Source organism: Rhabdobacter roseus, from assembly GCF_014202275.1.
Classification (GTDB): Bacteria; Bacteroidota; Bacteroidia; order Cytophagales; family Spirosomataceae; genus Rhabdobacter; species Rhabdobacter roseus.
In genome coordinates this window covers 114,340-135,280 of sequence record NZ_JACHGF010000001.1, presented here as the reverse complement: position 1 = coordinate 135,280, position 20,941 = coordinate 114,340, and the positions used below count along the sequence as shown (strand labels likewise).

Annotated in this window: 16 protein-coding genes; 13 read left to right on the top strand and 3 right to left on the bottom strand. The window is 54.9% G+C overall.

Annotated features, from left to right (window positions below):
• The 6 genes from HNQ92_RS00570 (at position 1) to HNQ92_RS00545 (ending at position 9,512) form a co-directional block, all read left to right on the top strand.
• Positions 1–1,797, top strand: a complete 1,797-nt coding sequence (locus HNQ92_RS00570; protein WP_184169394.1) for a MutS family DNA mismatch repair protein — start codon at positions 1–3, stop codon at positions 1,795–1,797.
• Positions 1,798–1,809: 12 nt separating this feature from the next.
• A complete protein-coding gene (locus HNQ92_RS00565; protein WP_184169392.1) occupies positions 1,810–2,505 on the top strand; it encodes a response regulator transcription factor in 696 nt (231 codons plus the stop codon).
• Complete coding sequence (locus tag HNQ92_RS00560) at positions 2,495–3,853, top strand: HAMP domain-containing sensor histidine kinase (protein WP_184169390.1); 1,359 nt, start codon at positions 2,495–2,497, stop codon at positions 3,851–3,853. The genes HNQ92_RS00565 and HNQ92_RS00560 overlap by 11 nt, the downstream gene beginning before the upstream one ends.
• 106 nt (positions 3,854–3,959) lie before the next feature.
• Positions 3,960–5,270, top strand: a complete 1,311-nt coding sequence (locus HNQ92_RS00555) for a TolC family protein (RefSeq protein ID WP_184169388.1) — start codon at positions 3,960–3,962, stop codon at positions 5,268–5,270.
• A 39-nt stretch (positions 5,271–5,309) separates the two neighbouring features.
• Positions 5,310–6,410, top strand: coding sequence for an efflux RND transporter periplasmic adaptor subunit (locus HNQ92_RS00550; RefSeq protein WP_184169386.1), 1,101 nt, complete (start codon positions 5,310–5,312; stop codon positions 6,408–6,410).
• A 9-nt stretch (positions 6,411–6,419) separates the two neighbouring features.
• A complete protein-coding gene (locus HNQ92_RS00545) occupies positions 6,420–9,512 on the top strand; it encodes an efflux RND transporter permease subunit (protein ID WP_184169384.1) in 3,093 nt (1,030 codons plus the stop codon).
• 155 nt (positions 9,513–9,667) lie between these two features.
• Here the strand turns inward: HNQ92_RS00545 and HNQ92_RS00540 are convergent, their stop codons facing one another.
• The gene (locus HNQ92_RS00540; protein WP_184169382.1) at positions 9,668–10,798 is read right to left on the bottom strand and encodes a DUF4249 domain-containing protein; all 1,131 of its coding nucleotides are present in this window, start codon (positions 10,796–10,798) and stop codon (positions 9,668–9,670) included.
• A 352-nt stretch (positions 10,799–11,150) separates the two neighbouring features.
• Here HNQ92_RS00540 and HNQ92_RS00535 point away from each other — a divergent pair, with 352 nt between their 5' ends.
• Both HNQ92_RS00535 and HNQ92_RS00530 read left to right on the top strand, forming a co-directional pair.
• The gene (locus tag HNQ92_RS00535) at positions 11,151–12,245 is read left to right on the top strand and encodes a glycoside hydrolase family 130 protein (protein WP_184169380.1); all 1,095 of its coding nucleotides are present in this window, start codon (positions 11,151–11,153) and stop codon (positions 12,243–12,245) included.
• Positions 12,246–12,316: 71 nt separating this feature from the next.
• Positions 12,317–13,810: an amidase gene (locus tag HNQ92_RS00530; protein ID WP_184169378.1), complete on the top strand. Its 1,494-nt coding sequence runs from the start codon at positions 12,317–12,319 to the stop codon at positions 13,808–13,810.
• A 22-nt stretch (positions 13,811–13,832) separates the two neighbouring features.
• Here the strand turns inward: HNQ92_RS00530 and HNQ92_RS00525 are convergent, their stop codons facing one another.
• Positions 13,833–14,222 (bottom strand): VOC family protein, encoded by a 390-nt coding sequence (locus HNQ92_RS00525; RefSeq protein WP_184169376.1) that lies wholly within the window; start codon positions 14,220–14,222, stop codon positions 13,833–13,835.
• Between the two features lie 97 nt (positions 14,223–14,319).
• On the opposite strand from HNQ92_RS00525, the gene HNQ92_RS00520 reads away from it, so the two are divergent.
• Entirely contained in the window at positions 14,320–14,985 is a 666-nt protein-coding gene (locus HNQ92_RS00520) for a Crp/Fnr family transcriptional regulator (RefSeq protein ID WP_184169374.1), read from the top strand.
• A gap of 12 nt (positions 14,986–14,997) precedes the next feature.
• Positions 14,998–15,528: a D-glycero-alpha-D-manno-heptose-1,7-bisphosphate 7-phosphatase gene (locus tag HNQ92_RS00515; RefSeq protein WP_184169372.1), complete on the top strand. Its 531-nt coding sequence runs from the start codon at positions 14,998–15,000 to the stop codon at positions 15,526–15,528.
• Between the two features lie 280 nt (positions 15,529–15,808).
• Here HNQ92_RS00515 and HNQ92_RS00510 read toward each other — a convergent pair whose 3' ends face one another.
• On the bottom strand, positions 15,809–17,293 hold the full coding sequence (locus HNQ92_RS00510; protein ID WP_184169370.1) for a type III PLP-dependent enzyme domain-containing protein: 1,485 nt from the start codon (positions 17,291–17,293) through the stop codon (positions 15,809–15,811).
• 420 nt (positions 17,294–17,713) lie between these two features.
• Here HNQ92_RS00510 and HNQ92_RS00505 point away from each other — a divergent pair, with 420 nt between their 5' ends.
• Genes HNQ92_RS00505 through HNQ92_RS00495 form a run of 3 tightly spaced genes read left to right on the top strand, consistent with a single transcriptional unit; the run spans position 17,714 to position 20,892 of the window.
• Entirely contained in the window at positions 17,714–18,334 is a 621-nt protein-coding gene (locus tag HNQ92_RS00505) for a TetR family transcriptional regulator (protein WP_184169368.1), read from the top strand.
• Complete coding sequence (locus tag HNQ92_RS00500) at positions 18,331–19,704, top strand: TolC family protein (RefSeq protein WP_221307348.1); 1,374 nt, start codon at positions 18,331–18,333, stop codon at positions 19,702–19,704. Before HNQ92_RS00505 ends, HNQ92_RS00500 begins: the two co-directional genes overlap by 4 nt.
• Before the next feature lie 54 nt (positions 19,705–19,758).
• Complete coding sequence (locus tag HNQ92_RS00495; protein ID WP_184169366.1) at positions 19,759–20,892, top strand: efflux RND transporter periplasmic adaptor subunit; 1,134 nt, start codon at positions 19,759–19,761, stop codon at positions 20,890–20,892.
• Positions 20,893–20,941 lie beyond the last annotated feature (49 nt).

The window sequence follows — 20,941 nt, the reverse complement described above, 5'->3', positions numbered from 1 at the left end:
ATGCAATCCCTACCCACACCTACTTCTTTTTTTGATCAACAGATGCAGGCTGCACGCCAGGCTGAGCGCGCAGCCCAGCGGCAATTCAATTCGCTATCGCTGGGTAGGTTGGGTACCTTTGCCGCCGTGCCGATATCAATCTCGCTCTGGGACCGGAGCGATGACGCGGCCTGGGGGGTACTTACGCTATTGGCTACGGTACTGTACCTGGTACTGATGCGCCGCCAACAGGCCGCCCGGCGGCGGCGTGAATTCGCCCGGAACCTCCAAACCATCAATACTGACGAGCTGGAGCGGCTGAATTTTCAGTTTCGCCGTAAAGATACCGGCGAGCATTTCCTGGACCTGGGCCATCCCTACGCCGCCGACCTCGATCTCTTTGGGAAGCATTCGCTCTACCGCCTTCTTAACCGTACCCGTACCGACGAAGGCAGCCGCCGACTGGCCCGCTGGCTCACCCGCCACGCCGAGCTGGACGAAATCATGATGCGCCAGGAGTCCGTTACTGAATTTCAGAAGCAAGCCGAATGGCGACAAGCCTGGGAGGCCACCGCGCTCCTGCACGAGCACGCCGCCCAGCAGGTAGGTACTTTGCGGGCCTGGGCCAAAGAAACCATGGAAGTACCTCTGCGGCAATCGTTGCGGTGGCGCTGGTGGCCCGTTGTTACGCTGTTGTTGGGTACTTTGGCGCTCACAAGTACCTTGCCCGCCTGGCCCTTCTGGCTAAGCCTGGTTTGGCAGGCGGTGATCTTGAATCGCTACAACGCTGGGGTCCAGTCGCTCACCAGTCGCACCACCGACTTAGGCCTCACGTTGCTGGCCTACGCCGACCTGCTGCAGCTGGCCCACGACGCGCCCTTCCAAACGCGCTGGTGGCAGCTACGCCGCAGCCTTATCCAGCAGGCCGCCCCCACCCTGCGTACGCTGGGGCACTGGTTTGCCCGCCTCGACTACCGCCTGCATCCCTTCTTCCTGATCTTCGTCGGGATTCCTTTCCTCTGGGACCTGCACTGCCTGGCCGCACTCGAAGCCTGGAAAGAGCGCCATCAAGCGCAACTTGACCAGTGGCTGGAGGTACTCGCCGATACCGAAGCCATGAATAGCCTGGCGGGTTTTGCCTTCGCCCAGCCCAACTACCCCCTGCCGCAGGTAACCTGGGAGCAGGACGTACGCGTGGAGGCCGAAGCCCTGGCACACCCGCTCATACCGGCCAGCAAGCGCGTCAGCAATGATTTTAACCTACATGGTACCGGCACGACCGTGCTCATTACGGGCTCCAACATGTCGGGCAAAAGTACCTTTCTGCGCACACTGGGTATCAACCTGGTGCTGGCCCAGATGGGGGCCGTGGTCTGCGCCCGGCGCTTGGCCTGCTCCCCGGTGCAGGTATTCAGCAGTATGCGTACGCAGGACTCGCTGGAAGAAAGTACCTCCTCGTTCTACGCCGAACTAAAACGCCTCCGGCAGCTCATCGAGCTTTCCCAAAGTACCTCCGGTAGCCCCATCTTTTACCTCTTGGACGAAATCCTGAAAGGTACTAACTCCGCCGACCGCCACCGCGGGGCCGAAGCGCTGATCCGGCAGCTTCATCCCAAACAGGCCGCCGGGCTCGTATCGACCCACGACCTGGAGCTGGGCGAATGGGGCGCGACCCAGCCGTACGTCCACAACTACCACTTCCGCTCCGACGTGCAGGACGGCGCACTGACCTTCAACTACCAGCTCCAGGAAGGTATTTGCCAGAGCTTCAACGCCAGCGAACTCATGCGCATGATGGGTATTGAGTTAGATCCTTAAAAGTACCCCGCTATGGTGAAGTTTCTTTTAGTGGAAGACGACGACCGCGTGGCCTCTTTTATCAAGGAAGGCCTCGCCGACCAGGGCTTTCTCGTCGAGGCCGTTACGTCGGGCTTCGAGGCCCTGAATCAGATCACCGTCAACGACTACGACGTCATCATTCTGGACATCATGCTACCGGACTTGGACGGCTACGAGGTATGTAAGATTACCCGCAAGCGCAATATCAAGTCCATCATCATCATCCTGAGCGCTCTGGGCGACTACGAGGAGAAAATCAAAGGGCTGGAAGCCGGGGCCGACGACTACCTGGCCAAGCCGTTTCACTTTCGGGAGCTGCTGGCCCGCATCAACGCCCAGCTGCGCCGCAAGCAGCTCGAAAAGGGTATTTTTGAAAACAATAAGTACGCCGACATCGAGGTAGACGTAGAGCAAAACCGCGTCACCCGCAGCGGCCGGGAGATCAACCTCAGCCCGCGCGAATTTAACTTACTGCTATACCTGCTCCGCAACCGCGAGCGGGTACTTTCGCGGGTCGAAATTGCGGAGGCCGTCTGGGACATTCACTTCAGCAGCAACACCAACGTGGTGGAGGTGTACATCAACTACCTACGCAACAAGATCGACAAGGACTTTGACGACAAGCTCATCCATACCATCAAAGGCCGGGGGTACTTGCTAAAACAGAAAGCCGCGCATGAATCTTAAACAGAAACTAGCCCTGCGCTCCACGCTGGTGTGCGCCCTCACGCTGCTTTTCGTTTTTGCGGGTACCTACTATTTTTTCAATAACTACATCAGCCAGCAGTACTTCACCCGCCTGGACGGCCGCGCGCTCACGACGGCTTTCTTTTTCCTGGAAAAGGACGAAATGAGCACGCACACCTACCGCGACTACGAACAGAAATACGCGCAGTCGCTGGACGAAGAGGTAGTGCAGATCTACGACGCCCGCGATTCCGTCACCTTCGTGGAAGTCCACCCCAACTACCCCGTCAGCCAGGTACTTCTGCAAAAAATAAGAACAACAGGAAAAGAGAACTTCCGGGTAGGTGAGCGGCAGTTTACGGGCGTATACTACCAGGACAACCAGGGCGATTTCGTGATTCTGGTGTCGGGGATCAATAATCGGGGTATCGAGCAGGTTCAGAACCTCAGAAACGTTCTGCTGCTTTTTTTTCTGGTAGGAATTGCCCTCAACTACCTGCTGAACATCCTCGTAGCCCAACGTACCTTCAAACCCTTTTCGGCCATTTTACAGAAGGTCAATACCATTTCTACCGACAACCTCAATGCCCGGCTACCCGTCGTAGCCGACTCCCACGACGAGCTCAGCGAGCTCACAGGTACCTTAAATATGTTTTTGGCGCGCCTGGAAAAGGAGGTAAACAATCAGCGTATGTTTCTTAAAAATATCTCGCACGAGCTTAAAACGCCGCTGACGGCCCTCATGGGCCAGGCCGAGCTTAGCCTGGAAAGCCCCTACACCGAGGCACAGTACCGGCAGGTACTTCAGAAAATCGTGCGCGATACCCACCAAATCCGGTCAATCATCGAAGGCCTGCTGCTGATCAGCGGCCTCAATACCGGCACCCAACGGCCGCCAAGTACCTCCTTCCGGCTCGACGAACTGGTGTGGGACGTACTCGAAAAGCTGAAGTTCAAGTACCCCGGCTCCGTGATTCATACCTCGCTGGAGGTACCTTCCGCGCAGGAAGCCCGGCTGGAAATCCATTCGCACCGCGAGCTGCTGGCTACGGCCCTGCTCAATATTCTTGACAACGCTGTGAAGTTCTCCCAGAACGGCAACCCCAGCCTTACGCTCTGCATCCGGGACCAACGCCCCGCCCTGCTCGTCGAAAACGACGGGCCGGTCATTCCCGAAGCCGAGCTGGACCAGCTCTACGAACTTTTCTTTCGGGGTTCCAATACTCGGCATATTCCCGGCCACGGCATTGGCCTGGCCCTCACCCGCCAGATCCTGGATTTTTGCCAGGCCCATATTTCCATCCAAAGTACCCTGCGGCAGGGAACGCAGGTACTTATTCAATTCTAAAAGCTATGGCCCTGATGCTCGAAGGGCTCTAATCTACTTCTAATGTAGCGTTGGGCTGGCTCTAAGGTGGGGGGGGTAGTTTTGTCGCTATCATTAAAAGTAGCGAATGAAATCCCTCGTATGCTCAACCCGTTTGGTACTTCTTTGCGTTCTACTAAGTACCTCACTTTTATCCGCACAAACGCCTCCCGCCGATACGCTGCGTCTGACCAGGCCGCAGGCCGAGGCGCGCTTCCTGGAAAAAAACGTGCTTCTAGTAGCCGAAAAGCTCAATATCGAGCAGTCCGAAGCGCTGATTAGGCAGGCCCGGCTCTGGCCCAACCCGTCGGTCAGCGTGGAGGAGGTAAACCTCTGGGCTACGCGAAATCAGCTGTCACTGGGCGAAGAACTACCTCCCTACTTCAACAACGTGGGCCGCAACCGCCAGGTAGCTGTGCAGCTGGAGCAGGTACTGCTCACGGCGGGTAAGCGCCGCAAACAGGTGGCGCTTGAGGAAGTCTCGCGCGACCGGGCCATCACCTACTTCGAAGATTTACTGCGAAACCTCAAAGTAGAACTGCGGCAGTCGCTGGTAGAATTGCAGTACCTGCAGCTGTACCAGGCCGTTTTTGCCGACCAGATCACCCAAACCCAGCAGCTACTGACCTCGTACGAGCGCCAAACCGCCATCGGCAATATCAACCGGGCGGAGGTAGTTCGGCTCAAAGCCTTGGTGCTGGAGCTCACCAACGAAAGTGTCGATGTCCAAAAACAAATCCACGGGATTCAGCGGGAGCTGGTGGTACTGCTCAACCTCCCCGCCCCTACCTACCTCGTGCTCGATACGGCAGACTTCATCCCGGACCTGACCCGCCTGGAAGGTACCAGCGCCCAGGCGTTGGTAGAGCGGGCGCTGGCCGCCCGCCCCGACCTCACCGGGGCCCAGCAAGACATTACCTACCAAACCCGGCTTGTTGACTACGAACGGGCCCTTCGCAAGCCCGACCTGACCGTAGGAATCAACTACGACCGCGGCGGGAATTTCCTGAAGAATTTCATTGGCTTCGGCGTAGGAATGGACCTGCCGGTATTTAACCGAAACCAGGGCAATATCAAGTACGCCCAGCTGGGCGTGCAGAAATCGGAGCTCCTGCGTAGTGAAAAAAAACGCCAGATTGAGGCCGAGGTACTGGCTTCCTTCAAAAACCTACAGACCAACGTACGCTTCTATACGGCCATTGAGCCTACTTACGAAGACGAACTGGACCGGCTTCTGCAAAGCTACACCGCCAACTTCCGCAACCGCAACGTAAGCATGCTGGAGTACCTAGACTTCTTTGAAGCCTACCTCGATAACAAAAAGACCATCATCAACGCCCGCAAAGAGCTCAGCCAGACCTACGAAGAACTACAGTACGTCGTAGGTGCGGAGCTCTAGTACGCGCTTAAAATTTCATTCATGCTAATTCACCCCCTTATGAAAATAAAAAATGCCAGTCTCGTACTAAGCCTGCTGATCATCGGCGCGGCGTGTAAACCGGAAGAGACACAAGAAGTACCTAAGGAGAAAAAAGCCTACTGCCTACCGGCCAGCCTGAAAGAAAAAATCAAAATGGACACCGTAGCGCTGGCCCCGGTGACGGAGTCGCGGCGGTTGTCGGGCAAGGTAGACTACCACCCCGACCGGGTACTTCACTACGTGAGCCTGGTGGGTGGCGTCATTACCAAAACGCACTTTACGCTGGGCGACCAGGTGAAAAAAGGCCAGGTACTGGCCGAAATCCGCAGCGTGGAGCTAAGCGCGCTGGAGTCGGAGCGCAAAAGCCTGGAATCGCGGCTTACCGTAGCCCTCCGGAGCGTACAGGCCGCACAGTCGATGTTTGAAGATGGCATTGCGTCGGAGAAGTCGCTGCTCGAAGCCAAAAGCGAAGAGAGCGTACTGCGCGCCGAGCTCGAAAAAACAACGGCCAACCTGGCCCTGTTCAGCGCCAGCGAGCAGCGCGATGTCTTTCTGATCAAAGCCCCCGCGAGTGGTTTTATCGTGAACAAAAACATCACCGACGGCATGCAAATCGCCGCCGAGAGTGAGCCACTTTTTACGATTTCAGACCTGTCGCAAGTATGGGTGTCGGCCAATGTCTACGCCAGTGACCTGGAGTTTGTCAAAGAAAAAATGAGTGTATCGCTGCAGGCCACGGCGTATCCCGGTGAGGTATTCCAAGGTACCATCCAGGCACTTTCGCAGGTTTTTGATACCGAAGAAAAGGTACTTAAGGCGCGTATTGTCATGGACAATAGCGCCCTGAAGCTCAAGCCCGGCATGTTCATCGAGGTCGTAGCCCAAAAACAGACCGGCACCCAGGCGCTGCGGGTACCTCAGAAAGCCCTTATTTTCAGCAACAACAAAAACTACCTGCTGGTCTACCACTCCGACTGCGCGCTGGAAGCGCGCGAGGTAGAAACGCTGTCGCGGAGCCATCAGGATATTTTCCTGACTGGCGGTATCCGGCACGGCGAAAAAATCATTACTAAAAATCAGCTCTTGATTTTTGAAGAATTACAGAACGCAATCAAGTAAAAAGGCAACATGCAGAAATTAGTAGGAAACATCGTCGCCTTTTCTTTAAAAAATACCCTTCTGGTCTTTTTTATGACGGGCGTTTTGCTGGTGGCCGGTATTATCAGCTACATCCATACCCCCATTGAAGCCTTCCCCGACGTCACGAGTACCCGGGCGCGCATCATTACGCAGTGGCCCGGCCGGAGTGCCGAGGAGGTAGAAAAATTTGTGACCCTTCCCATTACCAAGGCCGTCAATACCATCCCGCGGAAGGGACAAGTACGTTCCATTTCGCTCTTTGGGTTGTCAGTCGTGACGGTGCTATTTGAGGATGACGTCGACGATTTTTACGCCCAGCAGTACGCCGCCAACCGCCTTCAGGGCGTAGAACTACCCGAAGGAGCCGAGGCAGCCATTGAGCCACCTTACGGCGCTACGGGGGAGGTGTTTCGGTACGTGGTCAGGAGTGAGCGGCCCATTAAGGAAATCACGGCCATTCAGGACTGGGTCATTGAGCGGGAGCTGGTGGCGGTTCCTGGCGTGGCAGATGTGGTCAGTTTTGGTGGGGAAGAAAAAATCTACGAGATCAAAGTCAACCCTACCGAGCTGGCCAACTACGACCTTTCGCCCCTGGAGGTATTTGAAGCCGTCTCTAAAAGTAACATCAACGTAGGTGGAGATGTGATTGAACGGGGAAACCAGGCGTACGTAGTACGTGGGGTAGGCTTGCTGGAAAGCGTGGAAGATATCGAAAATATCCTGATCGAAGTACGTGGCTCTACGCCTATTCTGGTCAAACACGTAGCTGAAGTACAAGCGGCGGCCAAGCCACGTTTGGGTATTGTGGGCTTACAGGACGATGACGACCTCATGCAGGGCATCGTTGTGATGCTCCGGGGTGAAAACCCGAGTGAGGTCATCGAACGCCTCAAAGAACGCATCACCGACCTCAATGAACGTGTACTGCCCCAAGACGTCAAAATAGAGCCTTTCATAGACCGCACGGAGCTGGTAAATACCACCGTGAATACCGTAACCAAAAACCTCGTAGAAGGGATTGTACTGGTGTCGGTCATTGTGTTTATTTTCTTGTACAACTGGCGGCTCACGCTCATTGTGGCGTCGGTTATTCCGCTGGCTTTCCTGTTTTCGATTGTCATGCTCCGGATCATGGGCATGCCCGCCAACCTCATCTCGATGGGTTCCCTGGACTTCGGCCTGTTGCTGGAAGGAGCAGTGGTGGTCTCGGAGGTCGTTTTTGTGGGGCTCGAAAAAAGAGCGCACCAGCTGGGCATGGAGCGTTTTAACAAGATTTCCAAGTCGGGTATCATTAAGAGAAGCGCCTCAAGCGTGGCTTCCTACATTTTCTTTGCTCTGATCATCCTGATCGTCGCGCTCATACCCATTTTCTCTTTTCAGAAAGTAGAAGGAAAAATGTTCTCTCCGCTGGCTTATACCCTGGGGTTTGCGCTGCTGGGCTCTTTGCTCCTCAGCCTGACGTACGTCCCGGCCATGTGCAAGGTACTTTTGCAAAAGAATATTGTGGAGAAAGATAACCTGATTACGAGGAGTTTTCGAAACGGACTGTTTAAGCTGTACCTGCTGACTACGCGTCACAAACGGGCAACCCTTGTTAGTTTCTTGGGCCTGCTGTTGGTATGCGTGGTTGGTTTCATGCACCACGGGTCAGAGTTTTTACCCAAGCTCAACGAGGGTGCCATCTACATCCGGGCTACGCTTCCCAACAGTGTCAATATCGAAGAGTCTCAACGGCTGGCCAAAGAAATGAAAGCCGACCTGCGAACGTTTGAAGAAGTACAGTTTGTCCTGAACCAGGTAGGGCGCCCCAACGACGGCACCGACCCTACCGGCTTTTTTAATATTGAATTCCACATCCAGCTGCATCCGGAGAAAGAGTGGACGCGAAGCGTAAAAAAAGAGGCGCTCGTAGAAGAAATGCGTCAGGTTTTACAAACGTACCCCGGTATTGTGTTTGGGTTTAGCCAACCCATCCAGGACAACGTAGAAGAATACGTGGCGGGCGTAAAAAGCTCGCTGGTTATCAAGATATTCGGGGAGGATTTATTTGAGCTGGAGCAGTATGCCGACCAGGTGGCCAGCAGCATAAAAGACGTGCCGGGCATCGAGGACCTGAACGTGTACCGAAATATCGGCCTGCCCGAACTCCGGATTGAGCTGCATGATCATAAAATGGCCCGGTACGGGGTGGACATTTCGGATGCGCAGGCGGTTATCGAAATGGCCATCGGTGGCCGCGCCGCCACGCATTTTTACGAAAGCGAAAGGGTATTTGATGTGCGGCTGCGCTTTGCCAAAGAATACCGCGACGATGAGCAAAAAATCGGAGACATTCTGATTCCTACCAAAGACAATCTAAAAGTACCCCTGAAGGAAATTGCCTCCATTGACTACATAACGGGCCCTACGTTCATCTACCGCGAGGGCAGCAGCCGCTACATCGCCGTAGGATTTAGCATAGAAGGCCGCGACCTGGGCAGTACCATCGCGGAGGCCAAGGCAAAAGTAGCCGAAAAGGTAACGCTCCCCCCCGGCCGCAAAATGGAGTGGGCCGGAGAATTTGAATCCAAAGAGCGGGCTACCAAGCAGCTGACTATGATCGTTCCCGTGTCTTTGCTGCTGATCATGTTCCTGCTGTGGATCAACTTCAACGGCAACCTAAAAGATACGCTGGTGTCCTTCCTGGTGGTACCGTTCGCGTTTATCGGCGGGTACCTTTCGCTCTGGATAACCGGGACTACCTTCGGTATCTCGGCCGGTATCGGGTTTATCATCCTTTTTGGCGTAGCTACTATCGACGGCATTGTACTCATTGGCAATATTCGCCAAAATCTGGAAAAACGAGCCCCCTTGAAAGAAGCCATCTCGAATGCCGTGTACAGCCGCATCCGGCCCATTCTGATGATCGCCCTCATGGGCTCGCTGGGGCTGCTACCCGCCGCGCTTTCCACCGGCATGGGCTCCGAAATCCAAAAACCCCTCGCCATCATGATCGTCGGTGGCCTGCTGGTATGCATGTTCCTGAGCCTTACGGTACTGCCGCAGGTATTTTACTGGGCCTATCGGAAAAAGAAAGCGTAGCGCTGGCCAAAAAAAGCCAAAATCATCTGCTTCATCAGCCCATCACCAAAGTACCTTTTCCCCGCACGGAAGGAGGGTACTTTGGTATTTGGAAGGTACTTCCTCTCTTAAAAGCAAGCTCCCGGCTCATCCATCTTAGCAACCCTGGCCCCTATCTACTGCCAGTAGGCGGGCTTTTCGTTGATCCCGCCGTGCAGGCGGCAGTCGGTGCAGCTACCACTGCCGGTGATGTAGAACGGCTTGTTAGAACCCGGAACGGGAAACTCAACGAGGATCAAGTCGTAGGTCTCCAGGGCCTGTGCTTCGTTAAGGGTATCCTCAGGTTCGCAGGGGCTCGTAAACCGCCCCAGCCACTCCGTAATAAAAATTCGTTTCTCCTGCGGCGTGGAAACGCTGAAAAACCCAAAGGCTAGCTCCTTTGGGTCGTTGATACAGCGGATGTTGCCCGTTACCTGCGAGGGCTGCGGATCGAAGAGGCTGCCGGTGAGCTCGTTGGTTTTGGCAATGGCCGTCCAGTACTCAAACTCCTCCTGCGACAGGCCGTACTGCTTCACCAGAATACTGTACTTGACCCGCAGCTTACCTGAGCTGGCGTGTACGTAGGTAATGGGCACATTCTCCATGATATCCTGGCTGAGCTTCACGGAGGTACCCAGCACGATCCGTGACGACTTCAGGAACGTCCAGCAGGTACTGATGTCTTGGGTTCGTAGCCGGATTTCTTTGTTGACTACCTCAAAGGCCGAGTAGAGCGGCGAGTGGTACTCCCAGGTTTCCTCATAGCCCCAGCGGTAAAAGCGGGTACGCTTCGTCGGGTCATGCGTATGGACGTTGATCTGCACACCGGATCTGTCGGGGCTTACCCGGTAGGTCACGCTGTCGACGGGCGGAGTTTTTACCACCGGCACGTAGTCCGAAAGGTACTCTTTGCCATCCCGGGTCCGGATCCGAAGCCGGTACTTTTCATTCTCGGCCAACGAAACGCCCCCCAGCTCATAGGTACCGGGCTTTACCTCGGCCAGGGCATAAGCGCTTCCCTGGTCACCTTCTACGCGTAGGTTGGCCTGTTGCTCCACCCAAGGCTGTCGGTTTTCGTATAAATTCTGGGTCCGGCTCAGCTTGATCTGGCTCGTGGTGCCCGCGCTGGTATTCAGAAACCCATCCACAACCAGGTAACTGCTGGCCGACGTGATTTCGGGCGGCGAGAAGGGCTCGATGCAGCTGTGCAGCGAGTAAAGTACCCACAGCAGGCTAAGTAGGCTCAGGCGTTTGAGTGGATATTTCATGGCTTCAGGAGCAGGGTACACGTTTGTAAGGGAAGGCACGGCTAGTTGCCAAAGTACCCCCAACTTCACAGCCGCTACCCAATGAGTTCTGGGTTCATTATTTTGCTATCTCCCAGGTAAAGTCCCCTCTTCCCTAATACTACTTATACTTCAGCTGATCTTGGCTGCTTTTGGGGCTAACAGAATAAAAGGTAGCTTGTGCCGGTCATACGGCGAAAACAAGAAGTACTAAACATTAGCTCGACTTATCTCGTATCTTTGAAAACAGACTAAACGTTTTTTTTCAAAACCTGACTCAGCCTGGGTAATCCAGCTACAGGTACTTTTTCAACCTAAACCATCTTTTCAAAAAATGAAAATACGCTTCCGTTTTCCGCTACTATTGCTGCTCTGCGCCGGAGGTACTTTACAGGCCCAGTCGTGGCTATTAGGTACCTTCAGCAAGCACGACCGAGCCAACCCGGTGCTGACACCCCGCGCTACCACAACCTTCGACTGCCCCGTGCGGGGCGAAACCGTGCGCTGGGAAGAAAAAGATGTGTTCAACCCCGCCGCCGTGGTCCGGAACGGAAAGATATACCTGCTCTACCGGGCCGAAGACCTGGTGGGCAAGTACCAGGGTACTTCGCGCATCGGCCTGGCTACCAGCACCGACGGCCTGCGTTTCGAGCGGATGCCCCGGCCCGTTTTTTATCCCGAAAACGACGCCTTCAAAAAGTACGAGTGGGAAGGCGGCGTGGAAGATCCGCGCGTGGTGGAGGCCGAAGACGGTACCTACGTCATGACCTACTCCTCCTACGACGGCGACAAGGCCCGCCTGTGTGTGGCCACCTCCCGCGATCTGTTGACCTGGAAAAAGTACGGCCGGGCTTTTAACAACTTCATTCGGGGAGGTGGCGAAGATCTATGGTCGAAGTCGGGCTCCATTGTGTGCCGCCGGGTGGGTAGCCGCCTGGTAGCGACCCGCATCAACGGCAAGTACTGGATGTACTGGGGCGACCAACCGCAGCTGTACGTGGCCGTCTCCGACGACCTCATCAACTGGTACCCCTTTACCCGGCCCGACCGCTCCCTGAAAGCCGTGGCCGAAGTACGGGCCGATCAGTTTGACAACCGCCTGCTGGAGCCCGGCCCCCCGGCGCTGCTGACGCCCCGGGGCATTGTGCTCATCTACAACAGCATGTACAACGCCCAGACGGGCCAGGTAAACCTGCCCGAAGGTACCTACGCGGCGGGGCAGTTTTTGTTCAGTGCCGAGGAGCCCGACCGCCTCCTGGACCGCTCGAAGGGGTACTTCATGAAGCCCGACAAGCCCTACGAAATAACGGGGCAGGTCAATAACGTTACGTTTCTGGAAGCCCTGGTACCTTACAAGGGCCGCTGGTGGCTGTACTACGGCACCGCCGATTCCAAAATAGCCGTGGCGTCGGCCCCCCTAAAGAAGTAGACAAGGTACCTACAGCGGGCAAAGTACCCCTGATATTTTTCTATAAGTACTTCATCTTTAAACCAAAACGCATGAAAGTAGAAGAATACCTACGCTACGACGCCGTAGGACTGGCGGACCTGGTTCGGCGCGGCGAAGTGACACCCCACGAGCTCCTGGAAAACGCCCTGGTACTGGCCGAAAAGATTAACCCCAGGCTCAATGCCATTGTGCAGCCGCACTACGAGGAAGGGCGCAAAATGGTGGAAGCGCTGCCCGCCGAAGCTCCGCTGCGGGGGGTACCTTTCCTGGTAAAGGACCTGAGTATTGAGTGGGCGGGAACGCCCATGCGCAGCGGCAGCAAGGGGTACTTGAAGTATATTTCCAGCCAGGACGGCAACTACGTGAAGCGCTGTAAAAAAGCGGGGCTGGTTCTTTTTGGCAAAACCAATACGCCGGAGCTAGGCCTGACGCCTTTTACCGAGCCTACCCTGTTTGGCCCGGCCCGCAATCCCTGGAACCCGGACCATTCGGCGGGCGGCTCCAGTGGAGGGTCAGCGGCGGCGGTAGCGGCGGGTATCGTGCCCGCCGCCACGGCCTCCGACGGCGGCGGCTCCATCCGGATTCCGGCCTCCTGCTGCGGGCTGTTTGGCCTGAAGCCCTCGCGGGGCCGTATTTCGCTGGCACCCCTGACGGGTGAATCGTGGGCGGGTGCCGTAGCCGAAGGCACCGTGACACGCTCGGTGCGCGACAGCGCCGCCTTGCTGGATGTTCTAAATGGCTACGAGCCCGGCGACCCGTACCAGATCCAGGTACCTGAGCGCCCTTACGCCGAGGAGGTACTTCGAGAGGTAGGTAAGCTCCGGATTGGCTTTAGTGCGCAGCACCCGTACCCCGGTCTGTCGCTGGACGCGGAATGCGTAGCCGCGGTGTACAAAGCCGCCCGCTTGCTGGAGTCGCTGGGCCATGAGGTAGTCGAAGTGCCTTTACCGTACAGCGCTGATGTATTCAAGGAGGCTTTTTTGCCCATGATCGTGGGCGAAACCGCCGCTGCCCTGCGCATCATGGGCGACTGGCTGGCCCGGCCCGTCAAGGCCGACGACGTGGAGCCCAACACCTGGCTGCTGGCCCAGATGGGCGAAGTATTCACCGCCGCCGACTACGCCTACGCCCTGGGCAAGTGGAATCAGCTGGCCCGTGGCATGGCCCATTTTCACCAGCAGTACGATGTATTCCTGACGCCCACGCTTTCGCGCCCTCCCATCCGGATCGGTGCGTTGCAGAATAGCACGCAGGAAAACGTAGCCCTCCGGGTACTTCAAACCACGGGCGGCTACCGCTTCCTGAAAGGCAGCAGCGTGGTGGATCAGCTGGTGGAAAAAACCTTTGGGTACATCCCCTACACGCCCATCGCTAACATGACCGGCCAGCCCTCCATGTCGGTGCCGCTGCACTGGACCGAAAGCGGCCTGCCCGTGGGCATGATGTTTACTGGCCGCATGGGTGAGGAAGGGCTGCTCTTCCGGCTCGCAGGCCAGCTCGAGCGCGCCGAGCCCTGGATGGATCGTCGGCCGCCACTACTTTAAGCCCCCACCCAAAAGTACCTGGCTACCCCCACACGCCTCTTTCTACCACCTCCAGCACGTGGCCGTCGGGGTCGTCGAAGTAGAAAGAGCGTTTGTGGTTGGGCCATTTTTCGTGGTGGTATACCTTAATACCGCGCTCCTGCACGGCCCGGAGCAGGGCTTCGTAGTGGTCATCGGGGGCTTCAAAGGCCAGGTGCTGCTTGCCGTGGGCGTAGTGCGGGGGCGGCGACTGCTTGGCCTTTGAAGCCTCGGGCAAAAAGCAAAGCAGCACCGAGGTACCCGCCCGAAAAAACACGTGACTACCTTCTACCATCGAAATGACTTCCAGCCCCAGCCGCTCGGCATAAAAGGCCCGGGTGCGATCCAGATCGGCCACGTAGAGGCAGGTTTCTTTTATTTGGGTAAATTGCATGAGAAACGTAATACAAAAATGCTTCGTTTGAATAATCACTAGGGGTACTTTGTGCAAAGTACCCCTAGTGGCGAATAGTTTATAAAAAAAGAATACCATGCAACAACCGGTTTCCTTTTACGAAGAACGTTTCCAGGGAAAGTTTGAGCCTCGTTTGCTGGCAGCGTTGGCGGAAGTGGGGCATTACAGCCAGCTAGCGGCGGGCGATGTGCTCATGACGCCGGGTGCCTACATCCGCTCGGTTCCCATTATTTTGGCAGGTACCCTCAAAATCCTGCGCTCGGATCAGGAGGAAAAGGAAATTCTGATGTACTACCTGGGCAGCGGGGAGTCGTGCGCGATGTCGCTCAGTTGCTGCCTCAACGCCCGCCGCAGCGAAGTAACAGCCGTGGCCGAGGAGCCCGCCGAGCTGGTGCTGATCCCGGTCGAGAAGATCGAGGAATGGATCACCAAGTACCCCAGCTGGCGGCAATTTGTGTTTCAGACCTACCAGCGCCGCTTTGATGATTTGCTCACGACCATCGACGGCGTAGCGTTTCAGAAAATGGACGAACGCCTCTGGAACTACCTGCGACGAAAAGCCCGACTTTCGACCAAGAAACCCGACCAGCCTGCTATCATTGAAGGTACCCACGAGGAAATAGCCCAGGAGCTGGGTACTTCGCGGGAGGTCGTTTCGCGCTTGTTGAAACAACTGGAACGAATGGATAGGGTGCGGCTAGCCCGAAATCGGGTGGAGCTGCTGGAAGGTGAGGAACTTTAACGACCTACGAATTTGAAGAAGAAATGTGTTTTTCTGGATCGGGACGGGGTACTTAACCGCGACGACCAGTACTATACTTATAAGCTGGAAGACCTCGTACTGCTGGACGGCGTGGCCGAAGCGCTGCGGCTACTAAAAGAAGCGGGGTACTTGCTGATCGTGATTACCAACCAGGCGGGTATCGCCAAAGGACTTTACACCGGCCAGGATGTACGCGTCATCCACGCGCGGATGCAGGAGCTGACGGGCGTAGCGTTCGATGATCTGTACTTTGCCAGCCACCACCCCGACTACACTTCGCGCTCGCTAACCCGCAAGCCCGACTCGCTCCTGATCGAAAAAGCAATGGCCAAATACCACATTGACCCAGCGCTATCCTGGATGGTGGGCGATCACGCCCGGGATATGCAGGCGGGCCGCAAGGCCGGGGTACATACCATTCATATTGTTGCCGCAGGAGGTACCTCGGCGGGTGACTATGCCGCCCCCTCGCTGCTGGAGGCAGCACGGATCATTTTGCAAAATGGCACGGAGGTACTTTAAGTACCTTAAACGCGCTGAGCGGGTACTTTTTCTACTTTCTGAGTAGAGCCGTAAGCAGGACAGGCGTGGCGGGTGCAAGAAGCGAAAAGCAATAATCCGCTAACGGCTACGAGTAAAAAGGCCTTTTTCATTACCAAAGTTGATTAGTAGTTGAGAAAATCCAGGGTGAATATCTTTCTTTTGATGGCAAAAATAATACCAATATTTGGAAATACAGCCGGTACTTTTAGCAAGAACCGACTGTATAACGAATTAGATGCCTGCAACTTATGGAAGTCGTCTAATTTTTAGTATCAGCCATTTCGGGTACTTCGGACTCTTCCGGCTTCGACTGCTCTCCTTCAGTAGGCGTATCTTGCTGCACGTACGACTCGTCGCGGAAGCCCAGAATGCGCATCATGGACTCGCTGTCTTGCGGCTTGGCAAACACACGCGTGGTAATGCGGCCGTCAGCGTCGCGGTCCACGAGTACGTGCTTGGGCGCCGGAATGAGGCAGTGCTGAATCCCGCCGTACCCACCCAGCGACTCCTGGTAAGCCCCCGTATGGAAAAACCCGATGTACTGGTCTTCCTCTTCGCTGAAGATCGGCATGTACAGATCGGCGCTGTGCATTTCGGTATTGTAGAAATCCTGCGAGTCGCAGGTTAGCCCGCCCAGGTTTACTTTTTGGTACGGATTGTCCCAGTTATTGATTGGCAGCATGATGTACTTCTGGTTCATGCCCCAGGAGTCGGGCAGGTGCGTAATAAACGAGCCGTCGATCATGTACCAAAGTTCCTTGTCGTTCTGCAACTTTTTGTCGATCACCTTGTAGATCACCGCGCCGCTTTCGCCTACCGTGTAGCTACCAAACTCCGTAAAGATGTGCGGAACGGGTACGTTGTTCTTGTTGCAGATCCACTGGATATTCTCGATGATCTCGTCGATCATTTGCTGGTAATCGTAGTTGGCCTGCAACGAGGTCTGGATGGGTAGTCCGCCGCCAATGTCAATCGAATCCAGGTCCGGACACATTTTCTGCATTTCGCAGTACTTAAACATGAACCGCGTCAGCTCGCTCCAGTAATAGGCGCTATCCTTAATACCCGTATTGATAAAAAAGTGCAGCATTTTGAGCTTAAACTTCGGGTTTGGCTCAATTTTCTCTTTATAGAGCTGCTGCACGTCGTTATAGCGTATCCCGAGCCGCGACGTATAAAACGCAAAGTTCGGCTCCTCGTCGGTCGCGATGCGGATGCCCAGGTTGAGGCTGTCGGCGGTCACGAGCTGCTCGTACGACTCGATTTCCTTCAGGTTGTCCAGGATAGGTACTACGTTGAAGCCCTCGTTGATGAGCTCGCTGAGGTACTGCGTGTACAGCGGCCGCTTGTAGCCGTTGGCCAGGATGTAGGTCGACTTGCTCACCTTACCGCGCCGGTAGAGCTCCCGAATAATCGGAATATCGAAGGACGAAGACGTTTCGAGGTGAATATTATGCTTCAACGCTTCTTCCAGCACAAAGCTGAAGTGCGACGATTTGGTGCAGTAGCAGTAGGTATAGCTACCTTTATAGTTATGCCTTTTGAAAGCATTCCGGAAAAACATCCGCGCATTTTCGATGTGCTCTCCGATCTTGGGCAGGTAGGTTAATTTGAGGGGGGTGCCATGTTCCTCGATGATGTCCATCAGAGGTACATTGTTGAACAGCAACTCGTTATTTTCAACGTTAAACTCCATGGTCGGGAACTCGAACGTTTGCTGAATCAGGTCAATGTAGCTTTTCATTCTTTCGTATGGGGCGTAAATGGGTTAATGGCTTGATCTTCTTTTAGATAGAGGGGGTGCGAAATTGACTATTAATTACGTCTTATCCAAACACTGTCCGGACAATAATCATTCCCGCCCAATTACTTTATCCCGCGATTTTTCGTGTTCATACCCATAAATCTCCCTTTCATCGATTTATCGTTGTTCCTGGCTACGGTGCCTTCTAGTTTTGTTACGTGGAAAATTAGCGCTTGCTTAGAAAAGTACAATTAATAATTAGGATGTTTATTAGCCAATTATCATTGATAATCACCATTCATCACAAAAAACTCATTGATTGTCGTTTCTGAAAGGGTTTTTCGAAAATCCGGACGGAAACCAAGAACCTTTTTAAAGTTTCCTCGGTTCTCAGCATTAGAAAATTTCAACTAGGAGGAAGTGAGAGACCGAATACTGGAAACGGCAGAAAAACTATTTTGGCGGTACGGAGTCAAGAGCGTAACCATGGACGACATGGCCCGGGAACTAGGCATATCCAAGAAAACCATCTACCAGCATTTTGCGGATAAAGATGCGATCATCAACGAAGTGGTAGGGATGGAACTGTCATGTGAGCGCTCCGATATATCCCAGCTCGAGATCGAGGCGCAAAACCCGGTGGATGAAATGCTACAGGCTTCCCGTTACCTCAGCAAGGAGCTGGCCTCCATGAACCCCGTGTTGCTCTACGACCTCAAGAAGTACTATCCCAAGGCCTGGAACCTGTTTCAGGCTCATAAGCAGCAGCACATGATGAAGAGCATCCGGCGTAATCTGGAGCAAGGCATAGCCTTGGAACTGTACCGACCCGACCTCAACGTGGAAATCCTTTCTCGCCTTCGTCTCGAGCAAGTGGAAATGGCCTTCGATCCGTCGATTTTTCCACCCAGCCGTTTTTCCATGATCGACGTCCAGATGGAGTTTCTGCACCATTTTCTGCGCGGCCTTCTGACCGAAAAAGGATTTCAACTTTACAACCACTACCTAGAACAGTCAGCAATTGAACCAAACAACCCATGAAACGAGTATCCCTCTTACGAAACGGACTCATCGGCCTGGCCCTACTACTCAGTATGGCACCGCTGAAAGCCCAGGAAAATAGCTTCTCCTTGCAGCAGGCGGTAGACTACGCCCTGCGGCAAAACCTGAACATTAAGAACACCCAGCTGGACGCCGTGTCGGCCGAAGCCCGCATCGGGGAAATTCGCGCGGCAGGACTGCCGCAGGTGAGCGCTAACTTTAGTGTTACGGACAACCTGATCATCCAGCGTGTTTTTCTACCTCCCAATGCTTTTGGTGATCCGAGCGTACCAGCAGATGCGCCACCGGTGGCTATTGCCTTTGGGGTAAAGTACCTGGGCAATGCCGGCGCTACGCTCAATCAGCTCATCTTTAGCGGCTCTTACTTTGTGGGGCTCAAAGCCGCGGCTACCTACCGGGAGCTGGCCCAGAAAAACGTGACGCAGTCGAAGGTCACCGTGGCTGACGCCGTGACCAAGGCCTACTACTCGGCCCAGGTAGCCGAGGAACGCGCCAAGGTACTGGACCTGAACATCGAGCGGCTGGATACCCTGATGCGCGAAACCCGGGCGCTGAACGAAAGCGGTTTTGTGGAGCGCATCGACGTAGACCGGCTGGAAGTACAGCTCAACAACCTGAAAACCGAGCGCCAGAACGTGCAGAACCTCATTGAGCTCAGCTACACGCTGCTGAAGTACCAGATGGGCATGCCGCTCGACGACCCGCTCACACTCACGGATAAAATCAACGATCTAAACATTGAATCCCTGCGGCCCGTCCGCCGGGAAGCTGCCGACTACGACAACCGCATCGAGTACTCGCTTCTCAAAACCCAGAACGAGCTGGCCGGGCTGGACATCCGTAACATTAGGAGTGGGTACTTACCCGTAGTATCGCTTTCGGCGGGCTACGGCCACAACAACGGGCGGGACAATCTTGGCGATTTATTTACCACCCGCTGGTTTAACAACGCCGCCATCACGCTCAACGTACAGGTACCTATCTTTGATGGTATGACGAAGCATTACCAGCTGCAGCAGGCCCGGGTTACCCAAAACAAAGTCCGCCAAAGCCAAACACTCCTGGAGCAGTCCATCGACCTGGAAGTACGGCAGGCCAACATCAACCTCGCCAACGCCTTCGCCACGCTCGAAACCCAGCGCCGTAACGTGGATCTGGCCCAGGAGGTAGTGCGGGTATCCAAGATCAAATACAAGGAAGGAGTTGGCTCCAACATCGAGGTCATCAACGCAGAATCATCTTTTAAGGAAGCCCAGACCAACTACTTTGCCTCGCTCTTCGACTTGCTGATTGCGAACGTCGATCTTCGCCGGGCCAAAGGAGAGCTCTATTCCGAAGCCGGGAAATAACTTTATTCCAATCTATACCCAATGAAACTCAGAAACAGCTACTATCGATACATTATGAAACCTACCACCCTACTACTCAGCGCCGTTGCTTTATTTATAGCAGCCTGCTCAGGAGAGAAAAAAGAAGGAGTTGAAGCCAAACGGGAAGAGTTGGCCCAGCTCAAAACCGAACAGCGGGAGCTTTCGCAGCGCATCAAAACGCTGGAAGGAGAGATCACCAAGCTCGATCCGAAAGCAGCCGAACAGCAACGCACAAAAGCCGTTACCGTAGGCACCCTGGAGCCAGGTACCTTTCGCCACTACGTAGAAATGCAGGGCTCCGTGGACGCCAAGAACAACGTGCTGGTAACGCCGCAGTCGGGCGGGGCCGTGACGGCCGTGTACGTCAAAGAGGGCGACCAGGTAAGAGCGGGAAGTACCCTGGCCAAAGTGGACGACAGCATTTTGCGGCAGTCGATTGAGGAAGTAAAAAACCAGCTTTCGCTGGCTACTACCCTGTACCAAAAGCAGAAAAACCTCTGGGATCAGAAAATAGGTACCGAGTTGCAGTTTCTACAGGCTCAAAACAACATGGAGTCGCTGGATAAGAAGCTGGCTACGCTCAACACGCAATTGGCGCAGTCCAACATCGTTGCGCCCATCTCGGGCGTGGTAGACCAGGTGAACATCAAGGTAGGTGAAATGGCCGCTCCGGGTGTGGGCGTGGTGCGTCTGGTCAACCTGAGCAACCTGAAGGTCGTAGCCAAGGTGTCGGATACCTACGCCGCCAGCATTCGTAAAGGCGACGAGGTTCTGATCAAATTTCCTGACCTAAACCAGGAGTACAAGGCCCGCGTCACGTTCGTAAGTACCACGGTGGACCCTTTAAGCCGAACCTTCACCATTGAGGCTAACCTGCCCTCCAGCAGTGCCATCAAGCCCAACATGCTGGCCCAGGTGCAGATCAACGACGCCACCAAGAAAGACGCCCTGGTCATTGACCAAAACCTGATTCAAAGTACCGAGAAGGGACAGGTCGTGTACGTAGCGACCACCGAAGGCAACAAAAAAGTAGCCAAAGCCAAAACCGTCAAAACCGGGCTGAGCTATAGCGGCAAAGTGGAGATCGTGGAAGGACTACAGGCGGGCGACCAGCTGATCACGCAGGGGTACCAGGAAGTAGCCGATGGCCAGACCGTCAGTTTTTAACCCAACAACCCAGCCTTACGTTGCTGACGGCCCCGGCCGCAGTGTTTTC

Excerpts from the sequence above, each read along its gene's own strand:
- HNQ92_RS00570 (WP_184169394.1), top strand. The coding sequence starts at position 1 with ATGCAATCCCTACCCACACCTACTTCTTTTTTTGATCAACAGATGCAG.
- HNQ92_RS00565 (WP_184169392.1), top strand. The coding sequence starts at position 1,810 with ATGGTGAAGTTTCTTTTAGTGGAAGACGACGACCGCGTGGCCTCTTTT.
- HNQ92_RS00560 (WP_184169390.1), top strand. The coding sequence starts at position 2,495 with ATGAATCTTAAACAGAAACTAGCCCTGCGCTCCACGCTGGTGTGCGCC.
- HNQ92_RS00555 (WP_184169388.1), top strand. The coding sequence starts at position 3,960 with ATGAAATCCCTCGTATGCTCAACCCGTTTGGTACTTCTTTGCGTTCTA.
- HNQ92_RS00550 (WP_184169386.1), top strand. The coding sequence starts at position 5,310 with ATGAAAATAAAAAATGCCAGTCTCGTACTAAGCCTGCTGATCATCGGC.
- HNQ92_RS00545 (WP_184169384.1), top strand. The coding sequence starts at position 6,420 with ATGCAGAAATTAGTAGGAAACATCGTCGCCTTTTCTTTAAAAAATACC.
- HNQ92_RS00540 (WP_184169382.1), bottom strand. The coding sequence starts at position 10,798 with ATGAAATATCCACTCAAACGCCTGAGCCTACTTAGCCTGCTGTGGGTA.
- HNQ92_RS00535 (WP_184169380.1), top strand. The coding sequence starts at position 11,151 with ATGAAAATACGCTTCCGTTTTCCGCTACTATTGCTGCTCTGCGCCGGA.
- HNQ92_RS00530 (WP_184169378.1), top strand. The coding sequence starts at position 12,317 with ATGAAAGTAGAAGAATACCTACGCTACGACGCCGTAGGACTGGCGGAC.
- HNQ92_RS00525 (WP_184169376.1), bottom strand. The coding sequence starts at position 14,222 with ATGCAATTTACCCAAATAAAAGAAACCTGCCTCTACGTGGCCGATCTG.
- HNQ92_RS00520 (WP_184169374.1), top strand. The coding sequence starts at position 14,320 with ATGCAACAACCGGTTTCCTTTTACGAAGAACGTTTCCAGGGAAAGTTT.
- HNQ92_RS00510 (WP_184169370.1), bottom strand. The coding sequence starts at position 17,293 with ATGAAAAGCTACATTGACCTGATTCAGCAAACGTTCGAGTTCCCGACC.
- HNQ92_RS00500 (WP_221307348.1), top strand. The coding sequence starts at position 18,331 with ATGAAACGAGTATCCCTCTTACGAAACGGACTCATCGGCCTGGCCCTA.
- HNQ92_RS00495 (WP_184169366.1), top strand. The coding sequence starts at position 19,759 with ATGAAACCTACCACCCTACTACTCAGCGCCGTTGCTTTATTTATAGCA.